Here is a 21966-nt window from a genome sequence, read left to right as displayed (position 1 = left end):
ACCTGCGTTCGGCGGCACGCGGGGCGTGCCTCTCGGCATTTGCCACTTCATCCCGGGTGTCTATGCCGAATGATCCGGAACTCGTTGCCAATATATAATAAGTACCCTTGTCTATTGCGCAAACCGATCAGTTCGGAGTGCCAAATTTGCATCAATCTATCGAAAGGCTACGACCGTACATTTTGTGAAATGGATTAGAATTGACTCTCCCGAGCTGTCTCGCACTCATGGCCGAGTTGGTCGCCGATCGCGCGGCAGGGTCTTGAAGAAGACAACCGTAAGTTTTGGGGGAAATCATGTCGACGGTCGCATCGTCTCTGCGCCGGTCTCTACTGATGAGCGTTCCGGTCTGGGCAGTTCTGGTTGCGGACGGCCGCGCCGATTGCCAGCCGGCGACGCCTGCCAGCAATCAGACCGTGACCTGCACGGGCAACCAGCCCACTGGCTTCATCGCTCCCGCGGGCGCCACGGGCCTCACCGTGAACATCCAGTCGGGCGCCACCATCGGCTTCCAGCAGACCAGCGCGGGCAACAACCCGAGCTTCGCGAACGTGCGCGTCAACGGGTCCAGCACCGTCAACAATGCCGGCACGATCAGCAACGCGGCGCCGCTCAACCGCGACAATTTCGGCGTCAACCTCGCGGGCGACCTCTCGACCCTGAACAACACGGGCACGATCACCCTGACGGCACCGGCCGGCAATGCCACCACGCGCGTCTACGGCGCCTATTCGAGCGCGCCGACAGGGGCGGAGTACGATGCCATCACCGTGACGAACAGCGGCACGATCAGCGTGACGCAGAACGGGAACGGCGTCGCCCGCGGCGTCTATTCGGGCGAGGACATCGAGGTCTTCACGCTGAACAATACCGGTCTGATCCAGGCCACGCGCGGCACCACGGCGACCGCGACGACGGCGGCGGTCGCGGGCGTCGATGCCGACGACGATACGGACAAGCTCGTCGTCAACAACGCGGCGAGCGGGCGCATCCTCGCCACCGGCACGAACACCCGCGCGCTCAACGGGCGGGCGGCCGAGTACGAGATCAACAACCGCGGCACGATCGGCAACACGACGGCGGGCGAGGCGGCGATCGCCACCTACGCCCTGAACGCCGGCAATGCGGGCGCCACCACCGCGCGCGCCTACAACACGGTGATCACCAACACCGCGACGGGCGTGATCAACGGCGACGTGCGCAACACCGATCAGGACCTGCAGACGGCGGCGACGGTGGTGAACATCCGCCGCACCGGCACCCTCAACAATGCCGGCCTGATCACCGGCAACGTCAGCTTCGGCGGCGGCAACCAGACGGTCAACAACACGGGCCGCATCGGCGGCAACATCACCTTCCTCGACGTGGCGGGGACGGTGAACACGGTCAATCTCGGCACCGGCTCGAGCATCGGCGGGAACATCACGGCCCAGGGCCTCGGCACCAACGCGCTGAACCTCTCGGGCACGGACACCCTCACCGGCACCGTGTCGGGCTTCACCAGCCTGACCCAGAATGCCGGGGCCTGGACCCTCGGCAGCGGCTCGGTCCAGAACCTGTCCGGCAACCTCACGGTGGCGGGCGGAAACCTGACCCTCGCTGCCGGCTCGACGCAGAACGTCGGCGGCCAGATCCAGGTGACCGGCTCGGGCGCGCAGCTCACCGTCAACAACACGATCACCAACAAGACCGTGCTGATGTCGGGCTCGAACACCACGGTGGTGAACAACGGCACCCTGACCGGCACCGGCGCCGCGGGCCGGCCCAACACGGCCGCCACCCGCGTCTACGGCGTGCTCGCCAACTCCAATGCGGGGGACATCTCGAACCTGACGGTCGTCAACACCGGCACGATCAGCGTGACCGAGAACGGGATCGGCATCTCGCGGGGCGTCTACGCGGGCGAGGACATCGCCTCGATGACCGTGACCAACACCGGCCGCATCTCGGCGACCCGGGCGGCCACCAGCACCGGGACCGCGGCTGTCGCCGCGATCGATTCCGACGACGACGTCGCCGCGCTCACCGTGAACAACCGGGCCGGCGGCCAGATCACCGGCACCGGCACGGGCGTGCGCGCCGTTCAGGGCCGGGCGCGCAACTACACCCTCGTCAACGAGGGCACGATCACCGGACCCGCGGGGGGGCAGGCGATCGTGATCTTCGGCGCGGGCAACGCCACCCTCACCAACGCGGCCTCGGGCACGATCACGGGCGACGTCCGCCTCGTCGATGCCGACTCGGCCAACCCCACCAACAACCGCCGCAACAGCACCACGGTCAATGCCGGCCGCGTCGCGGGCAACGTCGTCTACGGCGCGGGCAGCCACACGCTGACCAACACCGGCACGATCACCGGCGCCATCACCTTCAACGACGTCGCCGCCAGCGTGAACACCGTCAATCTCGGCACGGGCTCGGTGATCGGCGGCACGATCACCGCGCAGGGGCGCGGGACGAACAGCCTCAACCTGTCGGGCACCGGCACGCTCGCCAGCGACGTCGTCGGCTTCACCTCCCTGTCGCAGGCAAGCGGCGCCTACACGCTCGCGGCCGGCACGACGCAAGGCTTCTCGGGCGGCGCCTCCGTCACCGGCGGCACGCTGACCGTGAACTCGACGCTCAACGCCGCCACGCGCGTCGGCGGCGCCGGCACCCTCAGCGGCACCGGCACGATCGGCGGCAGCCTGACGAACGCGGGCACCGTCGCGCCGGGCAACGCCGCCGCGCCGACCGGCACGCTCAATGTCGCGGGCGCCTACGTCCAGGGGGCCGGCGGCACGCTGCAGAGCACGATCGCGCCCGAGGGTCAGGCCGCGCGACTCGCCGTGACGGGGGCCGCAACCCTCGACGGCACCGTCCAGGTCAAGCCGATTGCCGGCAGCTACCTGCCGGGTACGCGCTACACGGTGCTGACGGCGCAGGGCGGTGTGCGCGGCGCCTTCGCCGCGGCGGCCGACGACGGGACTCTGCCCTTCCTGATCCGGCCCCTCGCCTCGCACGACGCCAACAACGCCTACGTCACGCTGACCCAGCAGAGCTTCGCACTGGTGGCGCAGACACCGAACCAGGCCTCGGCCGCCCGCGGCCTCGACGCGGCGCTCGCCAGCAACCCGGCGGCTTTGCTCGCTCTCGACAGCCAGAGCAACGCGGCCCTGGCCGGCGTCCTCGACCGCGCCGCGGGGCAGGGCTACGCCTCGATGGCCGACCCGCAGCTGCGGGCCGGTCGCGCCTTCACCGACCAGCTCGTCTCGCGCGCCTACGTCGCGACGTTCGAGCCCGGCCCGACCCAGTTCACCCTGCCGCCGGCGGTTTACGCCGCCGACCTGCCGAAGCGCGGGCCCGTTCCCGAGCCGAAGATCATCGAGACGAGTCGCGGCTACGGCGTCTGGGCGAACGGCTACGGCCAGTTCGGGCGGGTGGAGAACACGCTCAACGCCGCGGGGCGCAACGAGACCATCGCGGGATTCGCGGGCGGCATCGACATCCACCCGCAGGTCGGCACGGTGCTCGGCGTTTCGGCGGGCTACGGCTCGGTCGATGTCAGCCTCGGCCGCACCGGCGAGCGGGCCCACACGGATAACGGCCAGGTCGGCGTCTATGGCGGCATCACGAACGGCGCGCTCTACGCGAACGCCGCGCTCGGCTACGCCCGCGCGGAAGGCCGCCTCGATCGTGCGCCCGTCTTCGCGGCCCTGCAGGGCAATGGGGCACGGGGCACGATCAGCGGCAACCAGTTCCTGTCGGCGGGCGAGGCGGGCTACCGCTTCACCTACGCGCCGGGACAGGTCCTCACGCCCTTCGTCGGCTTCCAGGTCTCGACCTTCGATCAGGACCGCGTGCGCGAGGCCGGCGGCGGGTTGTTCAACCTGAACGTGGCGGCGCGGGACTTCCTCTCCGCCCGCACCCTGGTCGGTGGGCGCTTCGAATCCTCCGCCACGATCGGCGGCCGCGTCGTCACCCTGGCGTTCAAGGCGGCCTACGTGCACGACTTCGCCGACGTGAGCCGTACGATCAGCTCCGCCTTCGCGCTCGCGCCAGCCGTGCCGTTCGCGGTGGCCGGACGCCGCCTCGACCGGGACCGGGCCCTCATCGGTCTCGGTATCGGCACGCTGCTCGCGCCCGGGCTGACGGGCTTCGTCAACTACGACGCGGAGGTCGCCTCGACCGACTCGATCCAGGCCGTGAGGGGCGGGCTCCGCTACAACTTCTGATGCGGAGACGGGGACGGGGGCCGCGTTCAGCGGCTCCCGCCGCCCCCACCGTTGGCGCTCCCGTTCGGAACCGCCCGTTCGGGGAAGCTCGCGTTTCCGCCCGCGGCCGAGTTCGTGGTGATCGTCTCGGCGCCCGTGGCGCCCGGGGCGATCACGACGTCCCGGCTGTTGCCGGTCGTGTTCGGCTGGTTCTGGATCACGACGCCGGGCCGGCCGTGGGGCACCGGACCCGGAAGGATCTGGGCCAGGGCCGGGCCCGCCGTCACGAGGACGAGGCCGACGAGGATCGTGCGCGTCATCGAAGTTCTCACGGTCTGTGGCATCCGCGGCGCCCTGCGCCGCGCCGGTGGCGGAGAAAAAAAGATCTCCGCTGGCTGAGAGCTAAGGCGTCCGCGGTTCGCTGCAAGCGGCGGGGCCGGAGCGAGGGAGCCGCCGAGAAAAAGCCCGCCACGGTCGCGAGACCGGGCGGGCGAAGCCTTGGGAGGAACGCCGTCGGAACAGCGATGGGTCCAACTTAAGCCCTGTCGCAACCGTGACAATTCCGATGCACGCTGGGCTGGTATGCCAGAGGCGCGTGGATGGGCGCGTGCGCACGCTTCGTGGGCGCGGCTGCGGCCTCGGCCCGGGTCAGGCGTCGTTCTCGGGTGCGAACACCTCGCCCTTCTCGGCAAGGCGGGCATTGTCCTCGTCGGCCCGCAATTCCTGGAGTGCGCGGTATTCCGCGATCAGCCTTCGCAGGTCCGGGCTCGCGGGCGGGACCGCGTCGGCTTCGAGAACCGCCTCGGTCGCGGCCTCGATCCGGGCCAAGTCCTCGCCCGGGAGCGAGGCGGGATCACCGAGGCCGAATTCCTTCGCGATGCGGGCGGTGATCTCGGCCCGTTTCCCATCCAGATCGGACATGCTCTCAACCCTCTCCAGACCGTGCCCGACCGGGGCCGCTCTGCCGGTCGAAGGACCCGTCCTGAAAATCCGCAGGCCGAACTCCGTTCCGCGCGCGCCGTACACGAAGACGCGCGGCCGTCCTCCTTCGGGGTCCACGGGCATGATCGGCGTCGCGCGGCCTCGCCGAGGTTCTCGTTCCCCTGTCCATCACGGAACGCGAGCGTACCGAGCGGGGAGAGGGCACGAACGGTCAAGCTTTCGTCACGCTTCGTCCTCAAGGAGGGGGCCCGCCAACACGGACCGGACAGGAGCCTGCCCTTGCAGAAATCCCACGCCGACTTGCGCGCCACCCCTCCTTTCGACGGAGCCCCCAAGACCGCCAAGATCCTGCTCGGAAACGAGATCATCGGCTGCCGCCTGCATGAGGACGGCGCGCAGGAAGGCCGCCTGGAACTGAGCAGCGCGGCCGGCATTCCCGAGCATTTCGTCCTCGCGGTCGGGACCGGGGACGAGCGCCTCGCGCGCGTGACCTGCCGGAAGCAGGGCGGGAACGGCGCCGAACTCTGGGTGCGGTTCCTCGGCTCCGCCCGGCTCGCGGCCTGAACCCTCCGCGCGAGGCCCGATCCCGGGCCTCGGGCACCGCGGCCCTCCTGCGGCGTTGGCGCATGGACCGACGCACCGCAGGGAAGGGTCCGATGACGAAGGACGGCACCGACACGCAGGCCGAGCGGATGCCGCACGGCAAGCCCGCGAGCGAGGGGCTGGCGAACGCCCCTCAGGACACGGCGACCGGCCGCGTGCAATCGCAGGACGGTCCCCTCGAGCGACCGGGCACCGAGGCCGAGGACGAGGCCGCGAACGGAGCCGACGTCAAGCGGCGGACGGATTTCTGACGCGTCGCCCGTGCGGCGCGCGGGGGAACTGCGACCTCCGCCGCCCCGTTGGCCCGGAAAGCGATCTCGGAGATCACCATGGGTACGACGACCCGCGCCGCCCTGGCGGCCGCCCTCCTCATCGCCCTCACCGGTGCCGCCTCCGCGCGCGGGGGCGGAAGCTCGGGGAGCGGTCTCTCGCCTTTCGCGGCGGAATCCGGCAACGACCGCTCGGCGGGCGTGAACAACGGCAATTACCGCAACCCCCGCCTCGATCCCTACATCCGAGCCTACGGGGGCCGCTACGACCGCCCGGCCCGGTACCGCCGCGAGCCCGTTCCGGGGCCGTATTACGGCTATCCCTACTGAGGATCGCGAGAGCCGTCGCGGGGCTGCGCCCGCACCGCTCCGCCGAACGGCTCCCCTCGGGCCGGAGGCGATATCAGGCGGGCTCCGGAAGCCTGTAGCCGGCCGCGCGCCCCGCCCGCGCCGCGACCGCCGCGATGAGCCCGTCGAGGCGCTCCTCGGGCAGCACGGCGCTCGCCGCGAGATGGTAGGTCTCCCAGCCGATGCTGAGGAAGTCGAGGCCGAACCGCTCGGCCGCCGAGCGGGCGCCGAGCCCCGCATCGGCCGTGCCCGTGGCGATCACGGCGGCGACCGCTTGGTGGGTGAATTCCTCGACGCCGTATCCGGTGATCGCGGACGGCGCGAGCCCCGCCTCCGCCAGCATCCGGTCGAACCACGCCCGCGTGCCGGACCCTCGCTGCCTGTTGACGTAGCGGACCCGCCCCGTCGCGAGGTCGTCGAGGCCGCGGATGCCAAGGGGGTTTCCGCGCGCGAGCAGCAAGCCCTGCTCGCGCGCGAACAGCGCCTGCACCCGCAGACCCGGATTGTCGACGAGGTCGGTGAAGGGGGCGCCCGCCTCCGTGAGCCCGTGCGAGCCGCAGTGGAACCCCGCCACGTCCGCCTGCCCGTCGAGGAGGCGCTGCACCGCCTCGCGGCTGCCCACGACAGCGACGTCGCAATCGTCGAGCGCGGCGAGCGTGTCCATCAGGACGAGATCGTGGCTCGCCGCGATGGCGAGCGGACGGGGTGCCCCGCCGACCAGGCTCGCGAGCCGCGCCTCGATCGCCCGGGCCTCCCGCGCAAGGGGCGCGGCGAGGCCCGCCGCCGCGTCGGAGAGGGCCTGCGCCAGGGCTTGGCCGACGGGGGTCAGGGTGGTGCCGTGCCCGCGGGTCTTGCGCACCAGCTGCTGCCCGAGCGCCGTCTCCAGGCTGCGCAGGCGATCCCAGGCGGCGCGGTAGGAGAGGTCGAGGGCCGTCGCGACGCCCTGTACGGAGCCGCTGCTCTCGATGGCGCTCAGGAGCGCGAGCGCGTCGGCGACGGCGACCCGGCGCGTCCCGAAGCGCAGCACGCCGCCGAGCCCGAGTTCGACCGCGACCTCGGTGCGGGCCGGTTCCGTCATGTCGCGATCCGCCCCTCCTCGCCTGCCGCGGCCGACGCGGCATAGCACATCGCAGTTCTGCGACCCGATTGAGCCAATATTAACCAAACCGGTGCTCAATCGGGACACTTCAGGTCGAACGTGCCCCGCATCGGTGAACGGCCCGAACCCTCTTCGCGCAGCGCGCTGAGGGCCGGGGCGCGTGCGGCCCGAGGGCAACGCGTATCCGAGTCGAGCCCGCATGGTCCAGGTTGCGTACCCGCCCCGTTGCCTCGCCGAGCGCGTTCACCGGCGCCGTCGCCTCCGCCGATTTCTCGGCCTCGCCCTCGGCGGCGCGGGCGTCGCGGCGGCGATCGGCGGCGTCCTGCCTCCGGCGGCGCGGCTGGCCGGCCCGATGCCCGCCCCATCGCCCGCCCCCGATGCCGGCGCACCCGCCTCACCGGCGCCCCTCGCCCGTTCCGCGGTCGCCGCGACCGCTGCCGAGACCGCCTGGATGCTCGATCCGACGCCCCTGCCGGGACGCGCGGCGGGGTTCATCCTCGCCCGGGCCGAGAGCGCCGCGCCGCGTCCGCTCGAGACGCCCGTTCCCGCATCCGCGCCCGACGTCCTGCCGATGGCAGAGCCGCAGCGCCTCGCCCAGGCCGTGCCGCTGCCGGTACCGCGCCCTCCCGAATTCCGTTCCCCCGTCGCGGTCCCGGCGCGCGTCGCCGCGCGACCGCCGCAGCCCACGACGCGCAGCGTCTTCAGCGCCGCGACGGCGGCCGAGCGTCCCTTCTTCGAGCGCTTCCTCGGCAAGGGCGACGAGCCGGCGGGCCCGGCCCTCGCCTACGCCGCTCCGCAGAGCGATGCGATCGACGATTCGCCCCGGTCCCGGCTCACGCCGATCCCCGCCCCGGCGGGTGCGGGCACGGCGATCTACGACATCAGCGCGGCCCGGGTCACGCTGCCGAGCGGCGAGGTGCTGGAGGCGCATTCCGGGCTCGGCCCGAGCCTCGACAATCCGCGCCACGTCCACCTGCGCATGCGCGGCTCGACGCCGCCGGGCACCTACGACCTGACCGAGCGCGAGCGGCTGTTCCACGGGGTACGGGCGATCCGTCTCAACCCCGTCGGCGGCAGCACCGCGATCCATGGGCGGGACGGCCTCCTCGCCCACACCTACATGCTGGGCCCGAGCGGCGCTTCGAACGGCTGCGTCGTCTTCCGACAGTACGACCGCTTCCTGCAGGCCTACCTGCGCGGCGAGGTCCGGCGCCTCGTCGTCGTGGCGGGATCGCGCCAGGATGGCCCCGGTCCGGGCGGCGCGAGCCGCATCGGCCTGTGGGACCGCCTGACGGGCCGGGCGGGCGGCTGAGGGCCGCCCCCGATCAGGGACCGCCGTCGATGCGCTGGCCGAGCAGCGCGATGGCGCGCTGGTAGACCTGGGCCGCGTTCCAGCCCTGGATCGCGGCGAAGTTCGGCTCGCCCGGCTGGTAGCCGGCGCCGGCGCGCCATCCGTGAGCCTTGAGGAAGTTGGCGGTGGCGTTGAGCGCGTTCGGAGCGCTGTCGAGGCTGCCGCCGGTGCCGTAGTTCAGCACGTTCTTCGGCAGGAACTGCGTGTGCCCGACCTCGCCATGCGCCGCGCCGCGGGTGCTCGCCGAGAGAATTCCGCGATCGACCAGCGTGAGCGCCGCGTAGAGCTGGTCCGTGAAGTAGGCGGAGCGCCGGCAATCATAGGCGAGGGTCGCCACCGCGGAGAGCGTGTTGATGTTGCCGCGCACGGCGCCGAAACCCGTCTCCATGCCCCAGATGGCGAGGAGCGGCCCCGGCGGCACGCCGTAGCGCTGCTCGATCGAGGCGAACAGGGCGGCGTTCTGCTGCTTGAGGGCGCGCCCGCGCGAGACGATGGCCGGCCCGCCGCGCTTGGCCAGGAACTGATCGAGGGAGAGTTTGAAGCTCTTCTGGCCGCGGTCGGCCGCGATGGTCGGGCTCGAATAGGAGGTCTGCGCGAGGGCGGCGAGGCTCGCCGCGCTGGCCCGGCCCCGGGCCTCCTCGGCAAATTCCCGCTTCCAGGCCTCGAAACCGGCGGCCGAGTTGCCGCATTGGGCGGCCTCCGCCCGGCCCGTGAGGCCGACGAGGGCCGCGAGGCCGGCCGCCGCCACGGATCTCCTGTACCCGCTCGTGATCATCCAGAACTCCTGTGTGCAACGGGCCGGGACATGCCGCCCGCGGCGCGGCCGCTCCCGGGATGACCGGTCGCCGGCCACGCCGCGGGCGGTGCTTAGCCATTCCGACCTGCCATGCGCATTCCGGCGCGTCTACGCAAGAGCGGAGGCTCGGCCATGTGCCGTCCCGCACGGGGGCCCCTTCTCGCTCGAAGCCCGTCCCCCGGCCTTGAAGGGCCTCGGGCCGCTCGCGCCGGCGGCGAGGCGCGCTCGCCTGCTGTCTCGCGTCGACCTGCTGCTTTCGAGCGCCGATAATCCATTTATCAAAGGACTTATCCAGAAACGGAAAAGTCCGACTGTTATTCCAAAAGACGTTGATCGTCAGAGATTTAATCGATCATCGGGGGTCGATTATTAAAATCTTCAGGGAAAACTCGGTCTTTAACATTCGTTGGCCGGGCAACGGGGGCGAACAGCAAGGGTTGTATGCGAAATCATCGGAGTGTCTGATGTCCGCATCATCCCTGAACGTCCTCGGCCTGCCGCTGACCCGCAGCCTCGAATGGCTCGTCAGCCCTGAAGCCCTTCTCTCCTCGACGGCCCTGTCGACGGCGCAGCTGTCGAGCCTCGGCCCCGTCGCCTCGCTCGTCGAATCGACCCTCGACGGGACGGGCTCCGACACCCCGAACGCCCTCGTGCCGGACAGCCTGAGCGCCGTCGCGAACGGTCTCGTGCTCGACACGCACGCGCAGCTCGAGGAGACCGGCCATCAGGTCACCGCCCTGAACGGCCCCCTGCACGGCCTCACCCATCTCGGCGAGACGCTCGGCCTCGGCCATATCGGCGAGTCCGGAAACCTGATCACGGATCTGGCCGGTGCGGCCGGTCGCCCGACGGATATCGGGGGTGCCGCCGGCCTGCTCACCGACGCGGGTCACGTCACGGACGCGGCGGGCACGCTGGTGCAATCCCTGACCGCGGCGCCGGCATCGGGCAACGGGATCGTCGGCCCGAACGGCGCGCTCGATCCCGTGACGAACCTGCTCAATCAGGGCGTGCTCGATTTTCACACCACGCTCGAGGATGTCGGGCACCAGAACCCGACGCTGAACGGGCCGATCCACGGGCTCACGGGGCTCGGCGAGACGCTGGGGCTCGGCCATATCGGCGAGCCGGCCCATCTCGTCACCGACGCGCTCACTCTGCCGGGAGGGCTGCTCGGCGGCGGCGGCGTCTCGGCCGTGACGCCCCTCCTGTCGGACCTCGCAGACGTTCTCACCTCGGCCGGCACGCTCGTGGGCAGCCTGACGGGCGCGGCGAGCGCCGGGGGCGGCCTTCTCTCGCCGAACGGGCTCCTCGCCCCGGTCTCGAACCTTGCCAACGCCGCCGTTCTCAACCTGCACGCCGGGATCGAGGATGTCGGGCACGACGTGCCGCTTCTGAACGATGCCCTGCACGGGCTCACGAATCTCGGCGAGACGGTCGGGCTCGGACATCTGGGCGAGGCGGGCACGCTCCTGACCGATGTCGCCGGCCTGCCGGGCGGCCTCCTCGGTGGAGACGGGCTCGGCACCGTCGCTCCGATCCTGGGGGACCTCGGCGCGGTGACGAACGCGGCCGGCGGCCTCCTCGACGGCCTGACCGGCGCCGTCGGAGGGCTCGGACAGGAGAGCGGCAACGGAGGCGCAACCGGCGGCGTCCTCGCGCCCGTGACGACCCTGCTCGACGGCGCGACGGGCGGCACGAACGGGGATCTGCTCGGCGGCCTCCTCGGCGGCTCCGGATCCGGCGGCTCGGGCTCGGCCCATCCCCTCATCGAGATCGGCATCGGTCCGGCCGCAGCGAACCCGATCGCCGACGTGGCGGTGGCCTCGCCCCAGGCCGATCCGTCCCACGCGATCCAGGTCGGTGCCCTCACCGCCCCGGCCGGCCAGCCGGGCCTTGCCAGCATCAACCTGCTCGAGGGCGACAGCATCGCGTTCCCCGAAAGCGGCCTGGGCGGTTCGGACGCGCTCGTCGGCAAGCTCCTCGACCTCGCGCCGGTCTCCTCAGGGCCGGGGGGAACGGAGCATTCGGGCGGGCTGAGCCTCGATCTCGGCATCGCCTCGCTCGATCTCGGCGGCCACGTCGACACCCATCACGCCGATCCGGGCGGGCACACCAGCACCACCGGTCTGCATCTGCTCGGCCTCTGACGGGAGGCGCCTCCGCCGCTGCGCGGCGGAGGCCGTCTCGATGCCGCGGGGGAGGCACTTGAGGGACGAGGGGGGACGAGTTGGGTGACGATCGAACCTTGCGTCGGCGCGGGCGCCGCGAGTTCTGGGGCGCCCTGCGGGCCGGCAGGGGTGCGCTCGTCACCGCGATCGTGGCGAGCGGCGTCATCAACCTGCTGATGCTCACCGCCCCCCTGTTCATGCTCCAGGTCTACGACCGGGTGCTGCCGAGCCGCAGCATCCCGACCCTCTTCGGGCTCGCCGGCATCGCGGGGATGCTCTTCCTGATCCAGAGCCTGCTCGAAGTGCTGCGCGCCCGCATCCTGGCGCGGTTCGGGCGCCTGGTCGAAGAGCGGCTCGGCGAGCGCCTGTTCCGCACGCTGCTCGCGCGCGGCACCGAGGGGCCGCGCACGGACGAGGGCCCGCAGGCGCTTCGCGACCTCGATACGGTCCGGGGCTTCCTCGGCAGCATGGCCTTCACGGCCATCTTCGACCTGCCGTGGGTGCCCCTCTACATCGCGATCTGCTTCCTGTTCCATCCCTGGATCGGTGTCGCCATCGCGGCGGGTGCCATCGTCCTCGCCGCGCTGACTCTCCTCACCGACTGGGCCAGCGCGGGACCGACCCGGGCGGCCGTGAAGGCCACGGCCGAGCGGCGCGCCTTCACCGACATGGTCCACCGCACCGCGCCCCTTCTGACCGCCCTCGGCATGCGCTCGCGCATGGTCGCGCTCTGGCAGGACAGGTCGCGGCGCAGCCTCGACGTCACGACCTACGGCAACGATCTCGCCATCGGCTTCGGCAGCGCGGCACGGCTCCTGCGCACGATGCTCCAATCCGGCATCCTCGGCCTCGGCGCCTTGCTCGTGGTCCGCGAGGAGGCGACGGCCGGCGTGATGCTCGCCGCCACCATCCTTTCCGCCCGCGCCCTCGCGCCGGTGGATCTGGCGATCGCGAACTGGAAGTCGGTGGCCGCGGCCCGCCAGGCCTGGGCCCGGCTCGTCGCCGCTCTGCCGGACGGCGATGCGTCGACGCCCGTGCCGCTTCCCCGGCCGCGCGAGAGCGTCAGGGTCACGGCCCTGTCGGTCGCCCTGCCGGGGAGCGACACGCTCGCCCTGCACGACGTGAGCTTCGCCCTGGCGCCCGGCAGCGCGCTCGGCGTGATCGGGCAGAGCGGCTCCGGCAAGTCGACGCTCGCCCGCGCCCTCGTCGGGATCACGCCCCCGAGCCGGGGCGTCATCCGGCTCGACGGCGCCGCCCTCGACCAGTGGGACCGGGACGAGCTCGGGCGCAGCCTCGGCTACCTCGCCCAGGACGTCGAGATGATCGAGGGCACCATCGCGCAGAACATCACGCGCTTCGACCCGGAGCCCGACCCGGAGGCGTTGCTGGCGGCGGCGCGCGCGGCGGGCGTCCACGAGGTCGTGCTGCGGCTGCCCGCGGGCTACGACACGCCCATCGGGCCGGGGCTTCCGGCCCTCTCCGGCGGACAGCGCCAGCGCATCGCCCTCGCCCGGGCCCTCTACGGCGACCCCTTCCTCGTCGTCCTCGACGAGCCGAACTCCAACCTCGACGTCGATGGCGAGCGGGCGCTGTCCGCCGCGGTGCAGGGGGTGCGCGCCCGGGGCGGCGTCGCCGTCGTCATCGCCCATCGGCCGAGCGCCCTGACGGCGGTCGACCGCATCCTCGTCCTGAGCGACGGCCGGGTGCAGATGCACGGGCCGCGGGACGAGGTTCTGGCGCAACTGGCCGCGCTCACGCGCCAGACCCCGACGAGGGTGGCATGACCGGACAGGATCCGACCCGCGCGACGCGCCGCTCCCTGCGGCGCCACCTCCTCGGCGTCCTGGCCGTCCTCGCCCTCGCGACCGGCGTGGGCGCCTGGACCGCCCTGACGGAATTGTCCGGGGCGATCATCGCCGCGGGCTCGCTCGTGGTCGAGACCAACATCAAGAAGGTGCAGCACCCGACGGGGGGCGTCGTGGCCGACTTGCGCGTGGACGAGGGAAGCCGCGTCAACGCGGGCGACCTCCTGATCCGCCTCGACGCGACCACGGCCAGGGGCACCTACGACAGCGTCAGCAAGAGCCTCTGGGAACTGGCCGCCCGCACGGCGCGCCTCGAGGCCGAGCGCGACGGCCTCGGCGAGGTCGCTTTTCCCGCCGAGCTGCGCGCGGCCGGCCCCGATGTCGCCCGCATCGTCGACGGCGAGCGCAAGCTCTTCCGGTTCCGCCGCGACGCGCGGCTCGGGCAGGAGGCGCAGCTGCGCGAGCGGGTGGGCCAGCTCCGGGACGAGATCCGCGGCCTGTCCGAGCAGGGGGAGGCCAAGGAGCAGGAGACGGGCATCATCCAGCGCGAGTACGACGGCGTGCAGGACCTCTGGAGGAAGAACCTGATCCAGCTGAGCCGGGTCACGAGCCTGGAGCGCGACATCGCGCGGCTCAAGGGCGAGCGGGGCGTGCTCGTCGCCAACATCGCGCAGACGAAGGGCAAGATCTCCGAGACGGAATTGCAGATCATCCAGCTGGAGCAGAACCTGCGCAGCGAGGTGGCGAAGGAACTGGCCGAGATCCGGGCCAAGGTCGCCACCCTGATCGAGCAGAAGATCACCGCCTACGATCAGCTTCAACGCATCGAGATCCGCTCGCCTCAGGCCGGATACGTGCACGAACTCGCCGTCCACACGCGCGGCGGGGTCATCTCGCCCGGCGAGCCGATCATGCTGATCGTGCCGACGGCCGATTCGCTCGTCGTCGAGGTCCGGGTCGCGCCCCAGGACATCGACCGGGTGCGGCTCGGGCAGGCGGCGAGCCTGCGCTTCCCGAGCTTCGACCAGCGCACCACGCCCGAGCTCCGGGGCGCGGTGACCCGGATCGCGGCCGATGTCAGCGAGGACAAGCGGACAGGGACCGCCTACTACCTGGTGCGGCTCGGCGTGCCGAAGGAGGAACTGGCCCGCCTCGAGGGGACGACGCTGATGCCCGGCATGCCGGTCGAGGCCTTCGTCAAGACGGCGGACCGGACGGTCCTGTCCTACCTCACCAAGCCCCTCACCGATCAGACGCGCCGGGCCTTCCGCGAGAAGTGAGGATCGGCCCGATGATCGCGATCTCCGGCCGCGCCCTCCCCGCGTTGATCGCGATCATCGCGAATCGCGGACAAAGGCGAGGAGATCCCGGTTGATGACGTCCGGATGGGTGGTGCACATCCCGTGCGGGAACCCGTCATAGGTCTTGAGGGTGCCCGCCTTCAGGAGCGGGTGCGAGAGCAGGGCCGAATCCGCGATCGGCACGATCTGGTCGTCGGTGCCGTGCAGCACGAGGACCGGCACCCCGATCGCCTTCAGGTCGTCCGTGAAATCGGTCTCCGAGAAGGCCGCGATGCAATCGTACTGCGCCTTGGCGCCGCCCATCATCCCCTGCCGCCACCAATTGTCGACGATCCCCTGCGAGACCTGCGCGCCCGCGCGGGTGAAGCCGTAGAAGGGGCCGGCCGGAACGTCGCGGTAGAATTGCGCCCGGTTGGCCGCCAGCGCCGCGCGGAACCCGTCGAAGACCGCGATCGGCAGGCCGCCCGGATTCGCCTCGGACCGGACCATGACCGGCGGCACGGCGCCGATCAGCACGGCCCGGGAGACGCGCCCCGGCTCGGCGCGGGCGACGTAGCGGGCGACCTCGCCGCCGCCGGTCGAGTGGCCGACATGGATGGCCTCCCTCAGGTCGAGGGCGGCGGCGAGCGCGGCGACGTCGGCCGCGTAGGTGTCCATCTCGTTGCCGGTGGCGGTCTGGCTGGAGCGGCCGTGGCCGCGCCGGTCATGCGCGACGACGCGGAAGCCCTGTTCGAGGACGAACAGCATCTGCGCGTCCCAATCGTCGGCGCTGAGCGGCCAGCCGTGATGGAAGACGATCACTCGGCCCTCCCGCGGCCCCCAATCCTTGTAGAAGATCTCGGTCCCGTCCTTCGTGGTGATCGTCGGCATGGTGAACCTCCTCGGGGTCTGGGGCGGGTCGGGCCGCGGCCCCTGATCGCGGAACGACGCGCAGAGTGCCGCGCCGCGCGTTCTCCGGAAACGGAAACGATCGAAAGCCACCGTTTCCGTTCGCGGGGTCGGCGGTGCATGGGGGCGCGGGGCCTCAGCCGGCGAGCTGGCGAAGCTCGTTGCGGGCGATGCCGAGGAGCGTGCGCAGCGCCAGGCCGGCGATGAGGATCGTGGCGAGGGCGAGCAGGAGCAGGGCGAGGCCGTCCGCCGCGACGTCGCCGACATGCTCGGCGTAGCGCAGGGCCGCCACGGCCATCGCGGCCGCGGGGAAGCTCACGGCCCACCACGACACCCGGAACGGGCAGCAGCGCGGCAGGTCGCGCAGGCGGCCGACGAGGACCACGAAGACAAACAGCGCGATGAGGAACAGGGCCTCCGCGAAGGCGTCGATCCGGCCGAGCGTCGCCGCGTAGCTCGAGAACCCGACCGCGAAGGGCGCCACCAGGATCATCAGCGTCGGCTGCTGCGCGGCGGGCAGCGGCTCCTCGAAGACGAGGCGGGCGAAGACCAGGGTGAAGAGCGGGAGCGCGAAGAACAGCCCCACGCTCAGGGAGAACAGGCTCAGCGTCTGCGTGTGCGGAAGGCCGACCGAGGCGGCGGCGAGCGGCACGTCGAGGAGGCCGACGACGGGCACCATCCAGGCCGGGGTGGCATGGGCGAGCCTCTGGCGGCTGCCCATCCAGCGGTTCACGATGAGCACGGCGAAGGGCACCATGCCGACGACGCCGAGGATCCAGGCCGCCGCGGCCAGGGTCGGGCTGAGGCCCCGGAGAACGAAGGGCAGCAGCAGCAGGCTGATCAGCACGGTGCCGAACAGGTTGCCGGCGATGGGGTGCCGGAACTCGGCGAGGACCGCCGGCCACGCGGTGACGGCCTTGGCGCCGTAGGCGAGCGCGAGCCCCACGAAGGTGGCGAGGGCGCCCCACCCGATCAGGTCGGACACGAGCGCGGGAAGGCCGTAGCGCGCGCTCGCGAGGCGCCACGCGACGCTCAGGCCGGCCAGCCCCATCACGGCGCCGAACAGGCTGACCGGCAGGTAGTCGAACAGGGGCGCGCGGCCCGCCCGGACGGGGGCCGCCGCCTCCGCCGTCGCGATCGTGGTCATGGCCGGCTCCACCCTCAGACCCCCGAGAGCTGCGCCTTGGCGAGCGGCAGGCTGCGCACGCGCCGGCCGGTCAGGGCCGCGACCGCGTTGACCACCGCCGGCGGCACGCCGGGCAGGCCCGGCTCGCCGATCCCGCCCATCGGCGCGCCGCTCTCGACAATGGTGACGTGGACGCGCGGCATCCGCTCGCGGTCGAGGATCGGGTAGGCGTCGTAGTTGCGCGCCTGCCGCCGGCCGCCCTCGTAGACGACCTGCTCCAGCAGCGTCGCCGAGAGGCCGAGCGCCGCCGCGCCCTCGACCTGCCGCGCGACGATGCCCGGATTGACCACGCTGCCCGGATCGATGGCGATCCAGAGGTCGTGCACCCGCGCCTGGCCGTCCGTCAGGGACACCTCCGCGATGGTCGCGGTCTCCGAGCCGAAGGGCGAGGCCATCGCGATGCCGCGCGCCCGGCGCGTGCCGTCGGGCGCCTCGAACGGCCCGCGCTTCCATCCCCCGGCGCGATCGGCGACCGTCTGCAGGAGCGTGCGGTGGCGCGGGCTGTCCTTCAGAAGCGCCATGCGGAGGGCGAAGGGGTCGTGGCCGCCGGCCGCGGCCACCTCGTCGAGGAAGCTCTCGTAGAAATAGTCGTTCATCGAGTGGCCGACCGAGCGCCAGAAGGCGATCGTGACGGGGTGGGGCACCTTCACGTAGTCGAGGCGCCGGTTCGGGATCGCGTAGGGTTTCCGGTCGAGGCCCTCGACGACGGAGGACTCGACCGGCGCCTTGAACAGCGCGCCGAACCAGCGGCCGATCGGGCCCTCGCCCACCGCCCGGATCTGCAGGGCCACCGGCAGCCCGTCGGGGCCGAGCGCCGCGCGGAACCGCGCGAAGCTCAGGGGACGCACCGCGTCCATCCCGAATTCCTCCTCGCGCGACCACAGGACCCGCACGGCGCTGCCGGTCGCCCGGGCGAGCAGGATCGCCTGCGGGAAGGGATTGGCCGGCCCGTAATAGAAGTGGCGGCCGAAGAAGCCGCCCAGCATCGGCGAGTGGATGCGCACCTGCGCCGGCTGCAGCCCGGCGATTCCGGCGGCGACCTGCTGGAACACCTCCGGCATCTGGTTGGGCAGCCAGAGATCGAGCGTCCCGTCCGCCGCGAAGCGGGCGACGGCCGAGGGCGGTTCGAGCTGCGCGTGGGCGAGATAGGGCGCGTCGTACTCCGCCTCGACGAGCGTCGCGGCCCCGGCGAAGGCGCCCGCCACGTCGCCCTCCTGCTCGGCCGGGATGCCCGCATCCGTCGCGCCCTTCAGGGCCTCGAGCATCGCCGCCGACGAGAAGCCGGCGGAGACCGTCGCGATGCCCTCGGCGGCGGGGCTCGTCCAGGCGACGCGGAGGGCCTCGGCCCCCTTGCGCGCGCGCCACCAGGAATCGGCAACGACCGCCACGGCGCCCGGCAGGCGGTGCACCGAGCGGACGCCCGGCATCGCGCGCACCTCCGCCTCGTTGGCGATGTCCTGCGGCTCGGTGCCGAGATGGGGGGCGTGCTGGACGGCCGCGTGCAGCATCCCGTCCAGGCGGATGTCGATCGCGTAGATCGCCCGGCCGGTCGACTTGTCGCGCGCGTCGAGCCGCGCGACCGGCTTGCCGATCCACCGGAAGGTCTTCGGGTCCTTCAGGGGCACGTCGTCCCGCGGCTGCAGGGCGAGGGCCGCGGCGGCGAGATCGCCGTAGCCGAGCGTGCGGCCGGAGGCGGCGTGGACCACGCGCCCGTCATCGGTCGTCAGGCTGGCCTGCGGCACGCCGAGCCGCGCCGCGGCGGCCCGCAGCATCATCTCGCGGGCCGTGGCGCCGAGCCGCCGCATGGCGTCGAAGCTGGAGCGGGTCGAGAAGCTGCCGCCCGTCATGCGCAGGCCGTTGACGACCGCGTAATCGGGGCCGGGCGGCGCGCATTCCACCGCGAAGCGCGACGGATCGAGGTCGAACTCCTCGCCGATCGTCTGGGCGAGGCCCGTATTGATGCCCTGGCCGCCCTCCACGAAGGGGCTGAGCAGGCGCGCCGTGCCGTCGGGCCTCATCTCGAGGAAGGCCGCGACGCGCGTGCCCGGCTTCGGGGCGACGGCGCCCGCTCCCTCGGCCCGCTCCTGGGCGAGGGCGGGACCGAGGCCGACCCCGAGGACGAGCGCGCCCGCGGCGGTCCCGAGGAAGCCGCGCCGCGAGAGGTTGCGGACGGGCGCGCGGCCCGCCGCCCGGCGCGGGTCCGCGAGCAGGTGGGGGGCGAGGCCGTTCATCGTGAGGTCGTTCATCGTGAGGCCGTTCATCGTGAGGCCGTTCATGGCGCCCTCCCCTCAGGCCGCGGCCCGCCGCACGGCCGCGGCGACGACGGTGTAGGTGCCGCAGCGGCACAGGTTGGTCATCGCGGCGGCGATGTCGCCCTCGCTCGGCCTCGGGTTCTCCTTGAGGAGGCCCGTCGCGGCCATGACCTGCCCGGACTGGCAATAGCCGCATTGCGGCACCTCGATGCCGATCCAGGCCGAGACCACCCGGGCGCCGACCGGATCCTGCTCGATCGCCTCGATGGTGGTGACGGATTGCGCGCCCACGCTCTCGACCGGCACCTGGCAGGAGCGCACCGCCTGCCCGTCGAGGAGGATGGTGCAGGCCCCGCACTGGCCGATGCCGCAACCGTACTTGGTGCCGGTCAGGCCCAGCGTGTCGCGCAGGACGAAGAGGAGCGGCGTGTCCGGCTCGGCGTCGACCGAGTGCCGGCGATCGTTGACCGTGAGCGTCACCATGATTGCGTCCCTCCGGTTCGGTGCAGAGCGAACAACCTGCTTAGGCAAGGCGGGCCATGTCGCAAACGTCATAAACACGGCGATTTCGGACATGCCCTCGGGCGCGTGCGCGACCTCCGCCTGGACGGCCCGGCCGAACCGCCGCCTCGCCCCTCGGCTCCGGACGAGGCCGCCCGCCTCCGAGATCAGGCGCAGGTTGTCGGTCGGGCTGCCCGCGACCGTGCTCGCGGTCCGGAGCACGGCGGGGGCCGGGAGCGAGATCGGCTTCGGATCGGGGGTGGCCACAACGCCGATGTCGAGCATCGCTGTTCCCTTCAGCGGACCTCGCGATCCGCGCCGCTGCCCGGCCGCAAGCCAGAGGCGGGCCATCTGCCCCGCGCGGGCGTCCTTCCGACCGGAACCGTGCCGAACCGTTCGGTGCAGCCGCCGCCGCGCCGCGAAGCCGGTCGAGCCGGAGCATCGCGCGCGGGGCGGCGCCGGCCAAGGGCGCGGGCCTAGGCGGTGCGGTAGCGCTCGGCCGGCCGGGCGCTGGACAGGTGCGGCAGCATGGTCCGGCGGGCGGCCTCCCAGGCCTCCCACTCGGCGGCGTCGCGCAGGGAGGGCACGGTGGCGAACTCGCCCCGGTCGAGCCCGACGAGGGCGGCGTCGACGAGATCCTCGGCCGACATCACCCAATCCGCCGGAAGGTTGCTGGCGGGAAGCCCCGCGATGTCCCAGAACTCCGTCCCGGTCGCGCCGGGCAGCACCACCTGCACCGCGACGCCGGTGCCGTCGAGTTCCTTGCGCAGGGCGTGGCTGAAGGCGAGGACGAAGGATTTCGAGCCGCCATAGACCCCGTTGAGCACTTCCGGGCCGATCGCGACGATCGAGGCGATGTTGATGACCGTGCCCGCGCCGCGCGCCCGGAGGGCCGGCACGGCCGCGTAGGTCAGGCGCATCGGCGCGGTGACGTTGATGGCGATCATCCGCTCCATCTCGTCGACCGAGGCCGAGGCGAGCGGCGCGGCGCTGCCGAAGCCCGCATTGTTGACGAGATGCGTGATCCGCGCGTCGGTGCTCAGGATCGCCTCGACCTCGGCGAGCCCCGCCCGGCTCGCGAGATCGGCCGCGACGGTCCGGATCGCGACGCCGTGGCGGCGGCGCAGCGTCTCGGCCACGGCCTCGAGGCGCTCGCGGTTGCGGGCGACGAGGACGAGGTCGTGGCCGCGCCCCGCGAAGCGGTCGGCGTAGACGGCCCCGATCCCGGAGGAGGCGCCGGTGACGAGGACGGTTCCCTGCTGTGTGGTCATGGGCGTGCCCTTTCCCGAAGGCGTGGCCGGTTGGCGATGCGGGAACCCTAGGACTGGACGGCAATGTCCGAAATGACATAAACCCGTCAAATCAGGACATCACGTCGGGAGGGGCCGGTGCGGCAGGTTGGGTTCATCCTCGAGGACGGATTCCAGGTCATGGGCATGGCCGCCCTGTCGGCCTTCGAGTTCGCCAACGTCGCCCTCGGGGAGGAGGCCTACCGCCTGACCGTGATGTCCGAGCGGGGCGGGACGGTCCGCTCCTCGCTCGGCATCCGGATCGAGACCGTGCCGCTGACCGACTTCCCCGACACGCTGATGGTCGTCGGGGAATTGCTGCCCCGCCCGCTCACGCCGGCGCTGCGCGACTACATCGCCGCGGCGGGCCGGCAGAGCCGGCGCGTCGCGGGGCTCTGCACGGGCGCCTTCGCCCTCGCCGAGGCCGGCCTCCTCGACGGCCGCACGGCCACCACGCACTGGGCCCATGCCCGCGACCTTCAGGAACGCTTCCCCCTCGCCCGCGTCGACGACGACCGCATCTTCGCCTCCGACGGCAATGTCTGGACCTCGGCGGGGATGAGCGCGGCGATCGACCTGACCCTGGCCCTGATCGAGGACGACCACAGCGCGGCTCTGTCGCGCGCGGTGGCGCGCAAGCTCGTCGTCTATCACCGCCGCCCGGGCGGGCAGTCGCAATTCTCGGCCCTCCTCGAATTGGAGCCCCGCTCGGACCGCGTCCGCCGCGCGCTGCTCTACGCCAAGGAGCACCTGCGCAACCCGCTCACCGTGGAGGAGCTCGCGGAGGCCGCCAGCCTCAGCCCGCGCCAGTTCAGCCGCCTCTTCCGGGAGGAGACCGGCCAGTCGCCGGCCAAGGGCGTCGAGCGGCTGCGGCTCGAAGCGGCGCAGGTCATGCTCGAGGAGGGGCGCCACACGATGGACGTCGTCGCCCGGGACACGGGCTTTGCCGACCGCGACCGGATGCGCCGCGCC

At 72.2% G+C, this 21966-nt stretch carries 18 protein-coding genes; 9 read left to right on the top strand and 9 right to left on the bottom strand.

Translation table 11 applies throughout. From position 1 onward, the window contains the following. The first annotated feature begins 335 nt into the window (after nucleotides 1-335). A complete protein-coding gene (locus E1J50_RS13285; RefSeq protein WP_132254319.1) occupies nucleotides 336-4214 on the top strand; it encodes an autotransporter outer membrane beta-barrel domain-containing protein in 3879 nt (1292 codons plus the stop codon). A 26-nt stretch (nucleotides 4215-4240) separates the two neighbouring features. On the opposite strand, the gene E1J50_RS13280 is transcribed toward E1J50_RS13285, so the two are convergent. After that, nucleotides 4241-4513, bottom strand: a complete 273-nt coding sequence (locus E1J50_RS13280; protein WP_132254318.1) for a hypothetical protein — start codon at nucleotides 4511-4513, stop codon at nucleotides 4241-4243. A 328-nt stretch (nucleotides 4514-4841) separates the two neighbouring features. Further along, nucleotides 4842-5114 (bottom strand): hypothetical protein, encoded by a 273-nt coding sequence (locus tag E1J50_RS13275; RefSeq protein ID WP_132254317.1) that lies wholly within the window; start codon nucleotides 5112-5114, stop codon nucleotides 4842-4844. Nucleotides 5115-5414: 300 nt separating this feature from the next. Between E1J50_RS13275 and E1J50_RS13270 the strand changes: the two genes are divergently transcribed. The 3 genes from E1J50_RS13270 (at nucleotide 5415) to E1J50_RS13260 (ending at nucleotide 6337) form a co-directional block, all read left to right on the top strand. Continuing rightward, complete coding sequence (locus tag E1J50_RS13270; protein ID WP_132254316.1) at nucleotides 5415-5699, top strand: hypothetical protein; 285 nt, start codon at nucleotides 5415-5417, stop codon at nucleotides 5697-5699. Between the two features lie 92 nt (nucleotides 5700-5791). After that, a complete protein-coding gene (locus tag E1J50_RS13265; protein ID WP_132254315.1) occupies nucleotides 5792-5989 on the top strand; it encodes a hypothetical protein in 198 nt (65 codons plus the stop codon). Nucleotides 5990-6067: 78 nt separating this feature from the next. Further along, nucleotides 6068-6337, top strand: a complete 270-nt coding sequence (locus E1J50_RS13260; protein WP_132254314.1) for a hypothetical protein — start codon at nucleotides 6068-6070, stop codon at nucleotides 6335-6337. 73 nt (nucleotides 6338-6410) lie between these two features. Here E1J50_RS13260 and E1J50_RS13255 read toward each other — a convergent pair whose 3' ends face one another. Next, on the bottom strand, nucleotides 6411-7433 hold the full coding sequence (locus E1J50_RS13255) for a substrate-binding domain-containing protein (RefSeq protein ID WP_132254313.1): 1023 nt from the start codon (nucleotides 7431-7433) through the stop codon (nucleotides 6411-6413). A gap of 220 nt (nucleotides 7434-7653) precedes the next feature. Between E1J50_RS13255 and E1J50_RS13250 the strand changes: the two genes are divergently transcribed. Next, nucleotides 7654-8766, top strand: a complete 1113-nt coding sequence (locus tag E1J50_RS13250) for a DUF2778 domain-containing protein (RefSeq protein ID WP_207919206.1) — start codon at nucleotides 7654-7656, stop codon at nucleotides 8764-8766. Between the two features lie 13 nt (nucleotides 8767-8779). Here E1J50_RS13250 and E1J50_RS13245 read toward each other — a convergent pair whose 3' ends face one another. Continuing rightward, the gene (locus tag E1J50_RS13245; RefSeq protein ID WP_132254312.1) at nucleotides 8780-9580 is read right to left on the bottom strand and encodes a lytic murein transglycosylase; all 801 of its coding nucleotides are present in this window, start codon (nucleotides 9578-9580) and stop codon (nucleotides 8780-8782) included. 485 nt (nucleotides 9581-10065) lie between these two features. On the opposite strand from E1J50_RS13245, the gene E1J50_RS13240 reads away from it, so the two are divergent. The 3 genes from E1J50_RS13240 (at nucleotide 10066) to E1J50_RS13230 (ending at nucleotide 14857) form a co-directional block, all read left to right on the top strand. Beyond that, a complete protein-coding gene (locus E1J50_RS13240) occupies nucleotides 10066-11751 on the top strand; it encodes a hypothetical protein (RefSeq protein WP_132254311.1) in 1686 nt (561 codons plus the stop codon). Nucleotides 11752-11831: 80 nt separating this feature from the next. After that, nucleotides 11832-13556: a type I secretion system permease/ATPase gene (locus tag E1J50_RS13235; RefSeq protein ID WP_132254310.1), complete on the top strand. Its 1725-nt coding sequence runs from the start codon at nucleotides 11832-11834 to the stop codon at nucleotides 13554-13556. Continuing rightward, nucleotides 13553-14857, top strand: a complete 1305-nt coding sequence (locus E1J50_RS13230; protein ID WP_132254309.1) for an HlyD family type I secretion periplasmic adaptor subunit — start codon at nucleotides 13553-13555, stop codon at nucleotides 14855-14857. The genes E1J50_RS13235 and E1J50_RS13230 overlap by 4 nt, the downstream gene beginning before the upstream one ends. A 54-nt stretch (nucleotides 14858-14911) precedes the next feature. Here E1J50_RS13230 and E1J50_RS13225 read toward each other — a convergent pair whose 3' ends face one another. The 5 genes from E1J50_RS13225 to E1J50_RS13205 form a co-directional block, all read right to left on the bottom strand. Continuing rightward, on the bottom strand, nucleotides 14912-15748 hold the full coding sequence (locus E1J50_RS13225; RefSeq protein WP_132254308.1) for an alpha/beta fold hydrolase: 837 nt from the start codon (nucleotides 15746-15748) through the stop codon (nucleotides 14912-14914). 154 nt (nucleotides 15749-15902) lie between these two features. Beyond that, entirely contained in the window at nucleotides 15903-16913 is a 1011-nt protein-coding gene (locus E1J50_RS13220; RefSeq protein WP_132254307.1) for an SLAC1 anion channel family protein, read from the bottom strand. Nucleotides 16914-16927: 14 nt separating this feature from the next. Next, nucleotides 16928-19183, bottom strand: a complete 2256-nt coding sequence (locus E1J50_RS13215) for a xanthine dehydrogenase family protein molybdopterin-binding subunit (RefSeq protein ID WP_132254336.1) — start codon at nucleotides 19181-19183, stop codon at nucleotides 16928-16930. A 57-nt stretch (nucleotides 19184-19240) separates the two neighbouring features. After that, on the bottom strand, nucleotides 19241-19687 hold the full coding sequence (locus E1J50_RS13210; protein ID WP_132254335.1) for a (2Fe-2S)-binding protein: 447 nt from the start codon (nucleotides 19685-19687) through the stop codon (nucleotides 19241-19243). A gap of 494 nt (nucleotides 19688-20181) precedes the next feature. Then, nucleotides 20182-20976, bottom strand: coding sequence for an SDR family NAD(P)-dependent oxidoreductase (locus E1J50_RS13205; RefSeq protein WP_132254306.1), 795 nt, complete (start codon nucleotides 20974-20976; stop codon nucleotides 20182-20184). Nucleotides 20977-21093: 117 nt separating this feature from the next. On the opposite strand from E1J50_RS13205, the gene E1J50_RS13200 reads away from it, so the two are divergent. Then, the coding region (locus E1J50_RS13200) for a GlxA family transcriptional regulator (RefSeq protein ID WP_132254305.1) at nucleotides 21094-21966 on the top strand (873 nt) is incomplete at its 3' end.

It is taken from the genome of Methylobacterium segetis (assembly GCF_004348265.1).
Classification (GTDB): domain Bacteria; phylum Pseudomonadota; class Alphaproteobacteria; order Rhizobiales; family Beijerinckiaceae; genus Methylobacterium; species Methylobacterium segetis.
The sequence above is the reverse complement of the archived record's forward strand: the minus strand, read 5'-3'. Positions and strand labels throughout refer to the sequence as shown.